Annotated in this window: 12 protein-coding genes; 8 read left to right on the forward strand and 4 right to left on the reverse strand. The window is 67.2% G+C overall.

Annotated features, from left to right (window positions below; all coding sequences use genetic code 11):
* Window positions 1-2: 2 nt before the first annotated feature.
* Window positions 3-953 (forward strand): glycosyltransferase family 2 protein, encoded by a 951-nt coding sequence (locus tag ACFPK0_RS05160; RefSeq protein ID WP_377338892.1) that lies wholly within the window; start codon window positions 3-5, stop codon window positions 951-953.
* Entirely contained in the window at window positions 953-2548 is a 1596-nt protein-coding gene (locus ACFPK0_RS05165; protein ID WP_377338894.1) for a hypothetical protein, read from the forward strand. The genes ACFPK0_RS05160 and ACFPK0_RS05165 overlap by 1 nt, the downstream gene beginning before the upstream one ends.
* Before the next feature lies 1 nt (window position 2549).
* Here the strand turns inward: ACFPK0_RS05165 and ACFPK0_RS05170 are convergent, their stop codons facing one another.
* Window positions 2550-2900: a DUF2069 domain-containing protein gene (locus ACFPK0_RS05170; protein ID WP_377338895.1), complete on the reverse strand. Its 351-nt coding sequence runs from the start codon at window positions 2898-2900 to the stop codon at window positions 2550-2552.
* Entirely contained in the window at window positions 2897-3499 is a 603-nt protein-coding gene (wrbA, locus tag ACFPK0_RS05175; RefSeq protein ID WP_056081143.1) for an NAD(P)H:quinone oxidoreductase, read from the reverse strand. The genes ACFPK0_RS05170 and wrbA overlap by 4 nt, the downstream gene beginning before the upstream one ends.
* Window positions 3500-3656: 157 nt before the next feature.
* Between wrbA and ACFPK0_RS05180 the strand changes: the two genes are divergently transcribed.
* Genes ACFPK0_RS05180 through ACFPK0_RS05190 form a run of 3 tightly spaced genes read left to right on the forward strand, consistent with a single transcriptional unit; the run spans window position 3657 to window position 5705 of the window.
* Entirely contained in the window at window positions 3657-4940 is a 1284-nt protein-coding gene (locus ACFPK0_RS05180) for a YihY family inner membrane protein (protein WP_377340264.1), read from the forward strand.
* Window positions 4937-5425 carry a TlpA family protein disulfide reductase gene (locus ACFPK0_RS05185; RefSeq protein WP_377338897.1) on the forward strand — a complete coding sequence of 163 codons (489 nt, stop codon included), beginning with the start codon at window positions 4937-4939 and terminating at the stop codon, window positions 5423-5425. Before ACFPK0_RS05180 ends, ACFPK0_RS05185 begins: the two co-directional genes overlap by 4 nt.
* A gap of 13 nt (window positions 5426-5438) precedes the next feature.
* Window positions 5439-5705, forward strand: a complete 267-nt coding sequence (locus ACFPK0_RS05190; protein ID WP_377338900.1) for an acylphosphatase — start codon at window positions 5439-5441, stop codon at window positions 5703-5705.
* 139 nt (window positions 5706-5844) lie between these two features.
* Here ACFPK0_RS05190 and prfA read toward each other — a convergent pair whose 3' ends face one another.
* On the reverse strand, window positions 5845-6924 hold the full coding sequence (prfA, locus tag ACFPK0_RS05195; protein ID WP_377338902.1) for a peptide chain release factor 1: 1080 nt from the start codon (window positions 6922-6924) through the stop codon (window positions 5845-5847).
* Window positions 6925-7033: 109 nt separating this feature from the next.
* Complete coding sequence (gene hemA, locus ACFPK0_RS05200; RefSeq protein ID WP_056081131.1) at window positions 7034-8308, reverse strand: glutamyl-tRNA reductase; 1275 nt, start codon at window positions 8306-8308, stop codon at window positions 7034-7036.
* A gap of 193 nt (window positions 8309-8501) precedes the next feature.
* Here hemA and ACFPK0_RS05205 point away from each other — a divergent pair, with 193 nt between their 5' ends.
* Genes ACFPK0_RS05205 through ispE form a run of 3 tightly spaced genes read left to right on the forward strand, consistent with a single transcriptional unit; the run spans window position 8502 to window position 12183 of the window.
* Window positions 8502-10154 (forward strand): tetratricopeptide repeat protein, encoded by a 1653-nt coding sequence (locus ACFPK0_RS05205; RefSeq protein WP_377338904.1) that lies wholly within the window; start codon window positions 8502-8504, stop codon window positions 10152-10154.
* Window positions 10151-10753: a lipoprotein insertase outer membrane protein LolB gene (gene lolB, locus ACFPK0_RS05210; protein ID WP_377338906.1), complete on the forward strand. Its 603-nt coding sequence runs from the start codon at window positions 10151-10153 to the stop codon at window positions 10751-10753. The genes ACFPK0_RS05205 and lolB overlap by 4 nt, the downstream gene beginning before the upstream one ends.
* 53 nt (window positions 10754-10806) lie before the next feature.
* A complete protein-coding gene (gene ispE / locus ACFPK0_RS05215; RefSeq protein ID WP_377340266.1) occupies window positions 10807-12183 on the forward strand; it encodes a 4-(cytidine 5'-diphospho)-2-C-methyl-D-erythritol kinase in 1377 nt (458 codons plus the stop codon).
* Window positions 12184-12215: the final 32 nt, after the last annotated feature.

Raw genomic sequence — 12215 nt, forward strand, 5'->3', positions numbered from 1 at the left:
CCATGACCCCAGTGACGGTACCGCGCGTGGCGGTGTTGATTCCGTGTTTCAACGAGGCGGTGGCGATTGCCTCCGTGGTGCGCGCGTTTGCCGCCAGCCTGCCGCAGGCGCGGATCGTGGTGTACGACAACAACTCGACCGACGACACCGCGCGCATCGCCCGCGAGGCCGGCGCCGAGGTGCGGCAGGAACGGCTGCAGGGCAAGGGCCACGTGGTGCGCCGCATGTTTGCCGATGTCGACGCGGATGTCTTCGTGATGGTGGATGGCGACGCCACCTATGACGCCGGCGATGCGCCGGCAATGATCCAGCGCCTGTGCGACGAGCGCCTGGATCTGGTGGTGGCCAGCCGATCCAGCGATCACGCGCAGGCTTATCGCGCCGGGCACCAATGGGGCAACCGTTTGCTGACCGGCCTGGTCGGCTGGATATTCGGCAACACGTTTACCGACATGCTGTCGGGCTACCGGGTGATGTCGCGGCGTTACGTGAAATCGTTTCCGGCCCATGCGCAGGGTTTCGAGACGGAGACCGAGCTGGCGATCCACGCGCTGGAATTGCGCATGCCGGTGGCGGAAATGCCCAGCCGCTACAGCGCGCGGCCGGAGGGTTCACACAGCAAGCTCAACACCTGGCGCGATGGCTGGCGTATTTTCCTGACCATCGTGAAGCTGGCCAAGAACGGTCGGCCGCTGGCGTTCTTCTCGGTGGCTTGCGTCTTGTGCGTGTTGCTGGCGGTGGGCTTGTCGCTGCCGCTGTTCGAGACCTATCTGGCCACCGGACTGGTGCCGCGATTCCCCACCGCGATCCTGAGCGCGTCGCTGTGCCTGCTCGGCGGCGTGTTCCTGGTTTGCGGGCTGGTGCTCGACACGGTGACGCTGGGGCGGCGCGAGCAGAAGTATCTAGCGTATCTCAACCAGCCGGGACTCCCGAGCGCGAGTGACCCACGCTGATGCGGGCGCTGGATGCGCGGAAATTCCTGGGCGTGCGCGCCTTGCTGGCGTGCCTGTCTTTCGGTGCGCTGCTGTCGGTGCTGCGCGGCCAGGACGCGAACTGGGACCTGAAGAACTACCACCTCTACAACGCCTGGGCCGGGCTGCACGGACGGCTGGCGCTGGACCTGGCGCCGGCGGGCCTGCAGAGCTTTTTCAATCCGTTGCTGGACGTGCCGTATTTCCTGCTGGGAACGGGCCCGTTGCAGCATTGGCCGCGGCTGCTCGCGGGTGTGCAGGGGCTGTGGTACGGCGGCCTGGTTTTCATGCTGTTTCGTGTCGCGATCCGGCTGGCGTGGCTGCGCGGGCGCACGTTTGGCTGGGCTGACGTGTGGGCTGTGCTGATCGGCGTGACCGGGACGATGACGGTTTCGCAGACCGGTTCCAGCTTCAACGAATTGCCGCTGGCCTTGTTCATCCTGTCGAGCCTGTACGTGCTGTTGCCGTTGTGCGGCGACACACCCCGGCCATGGCGGCGTGCGTTGCTGGCCGGTTTGCTGGGCGGCCTGGCTGCAGGCTTGAAACCCACCGCCGTGGTTTACGCGCCGGCCCTGGCGCTGGGCCTGTTGCTGGCGCTGGGAATGCGGCGCGAGGCGTGGCGGCTGGCAACGCTGTTCGGTGTCGGTGCGCTGGCCGGTTTCGCGCTGGCGTACGGCTGGTGGGGTTGGCAGCTTTATGAGCTCACCGGCAACCCGATCTTTCCGCTGTTCAACCAGGTGTTCCACTCGGCGTGGGTACCGGCGGTGGGCGGCACCGACCGGCAATATCTGCCGCGCGATCTGGGCCAATGGCTGTTTTATCCGCTGTATTGGCTGGGAAAGAACCAGCACATCGTCACCGAGGTGAACTTTGCCGATGCGCGTTATGCGCTGGCGGGGCTGTCGACACTGGCGCTGGTGACGTTGCCGTGGCTGCTGAGGCGGCGGCCAGTGGATCGGTCGATACGGTTGTTGCTGGTGTTTGTGGCCACGGCCTATGTGCTGTGGCTGTGCCTGTTTTCGATCCTGCGTTATGCGGTGCCGCTGGAGTCGCTCTCGGGCTTGTTGCTGCTGGCGGCGTTGCAGCTTTTCGCGCCGGCAGACGCGGCGCCGCGGCGCTGGCTGGTGTGGGCCATGGCTGGCGCCTTCCTGCTGCTGGCCGGGTTCAGCCGCTATCCGGGCTGGGGGCATGTGCCATATGCGGATGTCACGTTCGATGTGCGGCCGCCGGCAGTCGAGCGCGGCAGCCTGGTGCTAGTGGTGGGGCAGCCGGATGCGTATGTGATTCCGTTTCTGCCGCATGCGCAGGACAACCGCTATATCGGACTGAGCTGGTTCACCCGGTCCGCGCTTGGCTTCCGGTTCGATACGCTGGTCCAGGAGCGGATCGCGGCGCACACGGGCGCCGTGTACGCCCTGCTGCGCGACGACGCTGGTGAGGATCTGCCGCTGCTGCAACGGTATCTGCCCGGTGTCCGCATGACCGATTGCGCGCCGGTGCAAAGCGGGCTGGAGCAACGGCGCAACGGCAAGGAGGCGTCCGGCAACCTGCGCATCTGCCGGCTGCAGTCCGACTAGTTCAGTGCGCCTTGCGTTTGACGCCGGCGCCCAGCAAGCCGATCAGCAGCACGGTCAGCACGATCTCGATGATGGCCAGCCAGCGCTGGTCGGCGGCGCTCCACGCTTCGGAGACGCCATGGCAGAAATAAAACAGGCTGAGGGTGCCCACCCACAGCAAGGCGCGGCGCACGTCGCGGATCGCCAGCAGTGGCAGCAGCAGCGGCACAGTGGTGATTGCCACCACCAGCCAGACCGGCACGGTCTGCGCGGGAAACAGCCAGGCGTGCCAGACCGGCTGCAACGCCGTCAGCGCCGTCCAGGCGATCAGGCCCAGCCGTTGTTCGGGTGGCAACTGCGCCATCGTGCTCATGCGCCGGCCGCCAGTTTGCGTGCGGTGTCGGCAAGGCGGCGGCCCAGGGCGCGGGCCAGTTCGCGTTCGTGGTCACTGATGGGGTTGTCGCCCGTGGTGCCGGCGATGTGGCTGGCGCCGTAGGGCGTGCCGCCGCTCTGGGTGGCACTGAGCGCGGCTTCGGTGAATGGCAGGCCGAGCAGCAGCATGCCGTGATGCAGCAGCGGCAGCGCCATCGTCAGCAAGGTGGATTCCTGGCCACCGTGCATGGTGCTGGTGGAGGTGAAAACCGCCGCGGGTTTGCCGACCAACGCGCCGCTGGCCCATTCGGCGCCGGTGGAGTCGAGGAAATACTTCAGTGGCGCGGCCATGTTGCCGAAGCGGGTGGGGCTGCCCAGCGCCAGTCCGGCGCAGTCGGCCAGATCGGCGCGGGTCACGTAAGGTGCGCCGTCGTCCGGTTCGGGCGGCTGTGCCACTTCGGTCACCGGCGCCACCGGCGGCACCTGGCGCAGGCGCGCGTGCATGCCGGGCACTTCCTCGATGCCGCGGGCTATCAAGCGCGCCAGTTGGGCGGTGTGGCCGCTGCGGCTGTAGTAAAGCACCAGGATGTCCTGGCTCATGCGCGGTGGTTCCGGTGGCGGGGATTCATGTGTTTTTGTCGTTCATGGGCGATACGCTAGTGTACCGGCGCATGCCGCAATGAGTTCATGCCGCATAGGTTCCGGCCGCGATGGTTGTGGCGAGGAGGCCGCCCTCCGGCGCAACGATGGAAGAATGATGGCCCTGCGCTTCAATCGCGAACGCACGTCGAATTTCAGCCGCTTCATCTGGCAGCGTTTTGTCGACGACAAATGCTTCGAGACGGCCGGCGCGCTGTCGTACACCACGCTGGTGTCGCTGGTGCCGCTGATGGTGGCGGTGTTCGCGATGTTCTCGGTGTTTCCGGTGTTCCAGCCTGCACGCGACACGCTGATCACCTTCGTGTTCAACAATTTCGTGCCGGCGGCGGGCGAGGCGGTGCGCAACACCATGCTGGGTTTCGCGGCCAACGCCAGCAAGCTCACCGGCATCAGCATCCTGGTGATGCTGTTCAGCGCGGTGTCGATGATGATCAGCATCGAGGATCGGCTCGATCGCATCTGGCGCGTGCGCCAGCCGCGTGGGTGGGGATCGCGCCTGCTGCTGTATTGGGCCGCGTTGACGCTGGGGCCGATCCTGGTGGGTGGTGGCATCGCCGCCACCTCGTATGTCACGGCGATGCCGCTGCTGCATGGCGCCTACGACCTGGGCACCAGCATCGCCGAGCGGTTTCTGGTGGTGTTGCCATTCGTGGTGACGTTCGTGACGCTGTGGCTGATGTATTCGGTGATCCCCAATTGCCGCGTGTCGCGCCGTGATGCGGCGATCGGCGCGCTGCTGGGCGCGGTGCTGTTCGAGGTCGCCCGCTGGGGCTTCACGCTGTTCGTGCGCAATGCGCATACCTACCAGCAGATCTACGGCGTGCTGGCCACGATCCCGATCTTCCTGCTGTGGATCTACCTGTCGTGGGTGATCGTGATACTGGCGGCGTCCGTCGCCGCTTCGCTGTCGGCGTACGAATACCACGCGCCGGCCACGACGTTGCCCGAGGGCGCGGAATTTCTGGGGCTGCTGGTGGTGTTGCGCCATTTCATCGAAGCCCAGCGCGATGGTTCGCGAGTGGATCCGGCGCAAGTACGGTTGTGCGAGCCGTATCTGCGCAGCGCCGCCATCGCCGCCTATTTCGACGACCTGCAACGCGCCGACCTGATCACCCGCGGCGAGGCCGGCTGGTTGCTCTGCCGCAGTCTGGACAGCACGGACCTGCTGCGCGTCTACAACAAAACCCATTACCGCCTGCCGTTGCGCCCGGCTGAGGAAGCGGCCGCACTTGGCATCGAGTTGCCCAGGACGTTGCTTGAATTGCTGGACGTGATGGCCGATACCCTGCATGCCGCGCTGGGCACGCGGCTGGATCAGATCTATCCGCAGGACGCCGATGCGCCTGCCGACGTGCCTGCCATTGAGGAACCGAACGCATGACTTTCCGCTTTTTCCGTCCTGCCGTATGGACGGCCATATCCGCCGCGATGCTGGCTTTTGCCGCGCCCGCTTGGTCGGCCATGCCCGCCCAGCCCACGCTCCAGGTGACCACGCTGCAGGGCAAGACGTTCGATCTTTCCGCGCAGCGCGGCAAGTGGGTGATCGTGAATTTCTGGGCCACCTGGTGCGTGCCGTGCATCAAGGAGATGCCGGACATCTCGCGCTTCGTGGCGGCGCACCCGAATGTCCGCGCGATCGGGCTGGCATATGAAGACAGCGATCCGGCCGACATCAAGGCCTTCCTGACGAAACGGCCGGTGGTGTACCCGATCGCGCAGGTGACGCTGGACAAGCCGCTGAAGGATTTCGACCAGCCGCGCGGGTTACCCACCACCTACCTGATCAGCCCCGACGGCAAGGTCGCCAAACACATCGTGGGGCCGGTGACCGAGGCCTCGCTGGCGGCGCTGATCGGCCAGCCGTGATGAGGGTGTCGTGATGCCGACTGCACGTTTTGTCGTCACTGGCAGGGTGCAGGGTGTGTTCTTCCGCGCCAGTACGCGCGATCAGGCGCTGGCGCTTGGCATGGCCGGGCATGCGGAGAACCGGCCGGATGGCAGCGTCGAGGTGCTGGCCAGCGGGTCGGCGTCGGCGCTCGATGCGTTGCAGCGCTGGCTGCGGCAGGGGCCGCGGATGGCGGTGGTTGATGCGGTCAGTCGGGAGGACTTGCCGGAGCAGGCGTTGCGGGGTTTTCGGATCGGGTGACGAAGAGCGACCCCTCCCCAACCCTCCCCTGCGAGCAGGGGAGGGGGCACAGCGCTCAGCCTCTGGCTGCCCAGGAGGCAGCTTTTTGCTCCTCCCCCTGCTCGCAGGGGGAGGTTGGGAGGGGGTTGCTCTTGGCTCTTTACCCGCCGCCCAACGCCTGCAACTGATCCGCCTGGTACTCGCGGTTCAGCGCATCGATCAGCTCGCCCAGATCGCCCTGCACGATTTCGGGCAGGCGATAGAGCGTGAGGTTGATGCGGTGGTCGGTGATGCGGCCCTGCGGGTAGTTGTAGGTGCGGATGCGCTGGCTGCGGTCGCCGGAACCCACCTGCAGGCGCCGCGCCTCGGAGCGTTCCTCGCTCTGCTTGCTGCGCTCGACGTCCAGCAGCCGTGCCTTCAGCAGGCTCAGTGCGCGGGCGCGGTTCTTGTGCTGGCTGCGCTCGTCCTGGCATTCCACCACGGTGCCGGTGGGCAGGTGGGTGATGCGGATGGCCGAGTCGGTCTTGTTGACGTGCTGGCCACCGGCGCCGGAGGCGCGGAAGGTGTCGGTTTTCAGGTCGGCCGGGTTGATCTCGATCTCGTCGATCTCGTCGGGCACCGGCATGATCGCCACCGTGGCGGCCGAGGTGTGGATGCGTCCCTGTGATTCGGTTTCCGGCACGCGCTGCACGCGGTGCGTGCCCGATTCGAATTTCAGTTGCGAATACGCGCCCTTGCCCTCGATGCGCGCCACCACTTCCTTGTAGCCGCCGTGCTCGCCGGCGTGCTCGCTGAGAATTTCCACCTGCCAGCGGCGGCTTTCGGCAAAGCGCAGGTACATGCGCAGCAGGTCGCCGGCAAAAATCGCCGCCTCGTCGCCGCCGGTGCCGGCGCGCACTTCGAGATACAGGCTGGCGTCGTCGCGCGGGTCCTTCGGCAGCAGCAGGATCTGCAGCTCGTCGTCCAGCTCCCGCAGCCGTTGCTCCAGCCGGCGCACATCGTCGGCGGCCATCTCGCGCAGTTCGGCGTCGTCCAGCATCGCGCGCGCATCGGCCAGTTCGTGTTCGGCCTGGTCGTGTTCGTGCAGCGAGGCGGCGACCGGTTCAAGCTGGGCGTATTCCTGCGACAGCGCGCGGAAGCGGGCGTTGTCGGCGTGCACGTCGGGCTGGGCCAGCAGCAGGCCGATTTCCTCGTGACGCTCGGCCAGTGCTTCGAGCTTGCGGCGGATCGATGGGGTCATGGCCGGTACGTTTACCCTTTGACAGGCGGCAAATAATGCAGGAGCGACTTCAGTCGCGATGCTCTTCTTGGCGCCGATACAGCCAAGAGCATCGCGACTGAAGTCGCTCCTACAGATGGGGGGTGTTCGCGTCGTCGTCCAGGCCGTACAGGCGGCCCGCCGCGTGCAGCAGATCCATGTCGCCGCTGAGTGCGGCCTCGCGCAGGCGAGCGCTGGGGTGATGCAGCAGCTTGTTGGTCAGCGTGTTGGCGAGAAAGGCCAGTGCTTCGTCCGTCGGCTTGCCGTGGGCGATCATGGCGCGGGCTTTTTCCAGCACTTCGTCGCGGTAGGTCTCCGCGTGCTGGCGGATGTCCAGCGCCGGATTGTGCACGGTGAGCGCACGGCGCCAGGCCATGTAGCGGTCCACCTGCAGGTCGATGATGGCGTCCGCCTCGCGGGCGGCGGCCTGGCGCGAGCGGCGGTTTTCGTCGATCACCTGCTGCAGGTCGTCGATGCCATAGAGATAGACGTCGGACAGCTCGGCCACGCTGGCCTCGATATCGCGCGGCACGGCGATGTCGACCATGAACATCGGTTTGCGCCGCCGCGTGGCCATCGCCTGTTCGACCATGGCGCGGGTGACGATCGGCGTGCGCGCGGCGGTGGAGGAGATCACGATGTCGGCTTCGGCCAGGTGCTGCGGCAGGTCGGCCAGCGCCACCGCATAACCGCCATGGCGGGCGGCCAGTTCCTGCGCGGTTTCCAGCGTGCGGTTGGCCACGATCAGCCGGCGTGCCTGCTTGTCGGCCAGGTGCCGCGCGGCCAGTTCGATGGTGTCGCCAGCGCCGATCAGCAGCACGCAGGCCTGCTTCAGGTCCGCAAACACCTGCTCGGCCAGGCGTACCGCGGTAAATGCCACCGAGACCGTGTGCGCGCCGATGCGGGTATCGGTGCGCACCCGCTTGGCCACGGCAAAGGTGTGCTGCAACAGGCGATCCAACGGTGCGCCCAAGGCCTGCGCGGCGCGGGCCTGCTGGTAGGCATCCTTCACCTGGCCCAGGATCTGCGGCTCGCCCAGCACCATCGAGTCCAGCCCGGTGGCGACGCGGAACATGTGCCGCACCGCATCCTGTTCATCGTGCCGATACAGGAACTCGTCCAGCTTGCCCGGCGTCAGATGATGGTGGCGGTTCAGCCACTGCTGCGGGATACCCTCGGCGCCGGCCGTTACGCCCACGTACAACTCGGTACGGTTGCAGGTGGACAGGATCAACGCCTCTTCCACGCCCGGTTCGCCACGCAGCGCGCGCACGGCTGCCGCAGCGGCGTCCGGGTCGAACGCCACCCGCTCGCGCAGGCTGACCGGCGCGGTTAGGTGATTGAGCCCGAGGGCGATCAGCGGCATTTTCGGAAGGAATCCGGGCAGGAATGACGGCAGCGTAGGCTAAGCTTGATGCAACCTGCCGTGTACGGAGCGATACGGCGAAACGGTCAAACAAACGGTGAACAGTGTGCGGAGCAGGTCGGTCAAGTTCAAGCAACTGCGGCATTTTACGGCAGTCTCGGCATTCGCGCTGGGCCTGGCCGGATGCGCCTCGATGGCATCGCGGCCAGCCACCACCGCACCGGCGCCCGCGCAGCCGTTGACGCACCTGGTGGTGGCGACGCCCGATGCCGACCACGATCTGCTGGCCCAGCTGCTGGCCGGCGAGATGGCGCTGAACCGCACCGACCTCGCCGGTGCGGCCGGGTTCTTCGGCAAGGCGATGATGCTGAGCAACGAGCCGGAAGTGGCCGAGCGCGCCGCCGGCCTGGCCACCGCGGTGCACGATGACGCCGCCGCGCAGCGCGCACTGGACCGCTGGCAGTCGCTGGGCGCCGAGCCTGCCGCGCTGGCTGCGGGACGCGCGCAACTGGCGCTGGACCGCGGCGACGGCGACGAGGCGGCGCGTCAGTTGCAGCGCCTGCTGGACAGCGGCGACAAGGACGCCTGGCGTCAGCTTGGCCGTGTCTTGCTGTCTGCCCGCGACCAGGCCCAGGCGGGCCGTCTACTGGAAAAACTGGCCACGGCGCAACGCCTGCCTGCCGACCCCAGGGCATGGTTGGCGATGAGTGAACTGGGCGACAAGCTGGGTCGCCATGCCTACGCCATGCAGATCGCCCAGGCAGCGATGGAGCGCTTCAAAAGCCCCGAAACCTATGCCTGGGCGGCGCAGATGACGTTCCGCCAGGGTGACCATGCGGCGGCGCAGGCGCTGCTGCGCCAAGCCGTTGCGCGTCACCCGGAAAGCACCGCGCTGCGGATGGGTTATGCCGGCATGTTGAGCCAGGCCGGCGACAACGCCGCCGCCTTGCGGGTGCTCGACCACGGCCCGCAGGATGCCGACACCTATGCCCTGCGCGCGTCGCTGGCCGCGCGGGCCGATGACGACAAGGCCATCGCGGCGCTCTACCAGCAGTTGCAGAAGGCGTCGCCCGACGTGCGTCGGCACAACGCCTACCTGCTCGGGCAACTGGCGCAGATGCAGCGCCACGATGCCGAGGCATTGACCTGGTACGACCAGGTGGCTGATGACGACCCGCACGCGTTCGACGCCGACCTGCGCACCGCGGTCATCCTGCAGTCGCAAGGCCACAGCGCCGAGGCCCACGAGCTGCTCAGCCAGTTGCAGATGAGTTACCTCGACCAGCCCGATCAACTGCGTCAGGCCTACCAGGTGGACGCCGAGCTCTACATGCGCGAGCAGCACTTCACGCTGGCCGAAGCGGCGTTCAACCGCGCCTTGCAGGTGGTACCGAACGATCCCGGCTTGCTGTACGGGCGCGGGCTGGCCTATGCCGAGGCGGGCAAGGTGGATCTGGCGGTGAAGGATTTCGAGCACCTGCTTGAGATCAAGCCCGATGACATCGATGCCAGCAATGCGCTGGGCTACACCCTGGCCGATGCCGACCGCGATCTGCCGCAAGCCGAAAAACTGCTGCGCGCCGCCCGTGCCGCCAAACCGCATGACCCGGCGATCGCCGACTCCTGGGGCTGGCTGCAATACCGGCTGGGTCACCTCGACCAGGCGGCCGAGGTTCTGCGCAGCGCGTGGCAGTCGCGCAAGGACGCCGACGTCGGCGTGCATCTGGCCGAAGTGCTGTGGAAACAGGGCCAGCAACAGGAAGCGAAAAAATTGTTTGACGAAGTACGCAAGCTCGACCCGCACAGCAGCTTGCTGCGCGAGACCCTGAAGAGGCTGCAACCGTGAGGCGCTGGTTGCGGTATTCCCTGTTGGTGTTGCCGTTGCTGCTGACCGCCTGCGTGCCCGCCGTGCGGATGAAGGGCGACGCCAGCCTGCTGGCCGCCCAGCACGCGCGCGAGCAGGCGCTGGCGCCGGTCGATCGCTGGGTGTTGCAGGGGCGGCTGGGCGTATCCAACGGCAGTGACGGCGGCAGCGGAAGTTTCAGCTGGAGCCAGGACGGCGACCATTACGAATTCGTGTTGCGCGCGCCGGTCACCGGCAAGAGCTTCCGCCTCAGCGGTGACAACCACGGTGCGCTGATGGAAGGCCTGGATGGCGGGCCGATCCGCGGCCGCGACGCCGAATCACTGATGCACCGGGCGCTGGGTTGGGATGTGCCACTGAGCGACCTGCGCGCCTGGGTGCTGGGGCTGCGCGCCGACAGCGGCCCGGCGGAACTCACCTTCGGCGAGGACCGGCTTCCGGCCACGCTGCTGCAGGACGGCTGGAGCGTGGATTATCGCGAGTGGGATACCAGCCGCCAGCCGCCACTGCCGAAAAAACTGTACGCGGCGAAATCCCCGTACAAGGTGAAACTGGTGATCGAATCGTGGCAACTCCCCTGAGTGCGGTTCGCGGCAATGACGGGTCGCCCCATCTCCGACCCAGCCGCCACGACATGAACTGCCGCATCGTGCGTGCCGGCGCCGCCGACGTCGACGCGTTGTGCGAGATCGAGCGCAAGGCCGTGCAGCTGTTCCGCGGCCATCCGGCCTGGCCGTCGTATGCGGCGATGGTCATTCCGCCCCCGTTGCTGCATCTGGCGGTCAGCCGCGGCCTGGTGTGGGTGGCGCTGGATACTTCCGGCGAGCCGGTGGGTTTCGTGTGGCTGGATACCGACGTGGGCGAGGGCGCGATCGGCATTGCCGAGCTCGACGTGCTGCCGTCGCACGGCCGCCGCGGCATCGGCGCGGCGCTGCTGGAGCATGCCTGCGACTGGGCGCGCGCGGCCGGCTATCGCCGGGTCGACCTGGGCACCCTGGCCGATGTGCCATGGAATGCGCCGTTCTACGCCAGGCATGGTTTCGTGGCGGTCGACAGGAGCGATCCGACCTTCGCGCTGGCGCGCCAGCGCGATCGTGACAACGGGTTCCCCGAGCACCTGCGCCAGTTCATGAGCCGCCATCTGCCGCCGCTGGCCGCAGGCGACTGGTCGGCCTGGCCGGCACCAGCCAAGCTCAACCTGTTCCTGCGCATCGTGGGCCGGCGCGACGATGGCTATCACGAGCTGCAAACCGTATTCCGGCTGCTCGACTGGGGCGACGAGATACGCCTTCGCGTCCGCGGCGATGGCGAGATACGCCGGCTGAGCGACACACCCGGCGTGCCGGCCGAACACGATCTGGTGACCCGCGCCGCGCGCCTGCTGCAAACCGATGGCGGCATGGGCGTCGACATCACGGTGGAAAAACGCATTCCCATGGGTGGCGGCCTGGGCGGCGGCAGTTCCGACGCGGCCACCGTGCTGGTGGCGCTCAACCACCTGTGGGGGCGCCACCTCGACATCGATGCGCTGGCCGAGCTGGGCCGCCAATTGGGCGCCGACGTACCGGTTTTCGTGCGGGGCAGATCGGCGTGGGCCGAAGGCGTCGGCGAGAAACTCACGCCGCTGGCGTTGCCGCGGCGCTACCATGTAGTGCTCGACCCGCACGAATCGGTACCGACGGCGGCGCTTTTCCAGGCGCCCGAATTGACACGAAATGCGCCGCGGGCGACAATTTCATCCTTTGTTTCCGGCGAAACGTCGGAGAACGCCTTCACGACCGTTGTGCGAGCGCGACACCCGCGGGTGGCCGCGGCGCTGGACTGGTTGGCGGGCTTCGGCGAGGCGCGACTTTCCGGCAGCGGTGGTTGCGTGTTCCTGGAGGCGAAATCACTCGATCGGGCGGTGGCGATTGCGCGTCGTTGCCCGGCGGCATTTTCGGCCCAAGTGGCCGCAGGTGTCGACGTGTCACCGCTGAACCAGGCCTTGGCGCGCCATTGCGGCGCGCCGTGAGCCGCATGGATCGAACCAAAGCACGAACGAAA

This window comes from Rhodanobacter ginsenosidimutans, assembly GCF_042655685.1.
GTDB lineage: Bacteria > Pseudomonadota > Gammaproteobacteria > Xanthomonadales > Rhodanobacteraceae > Rhodanobacter > Rhodanobacter ginsenosidimutans.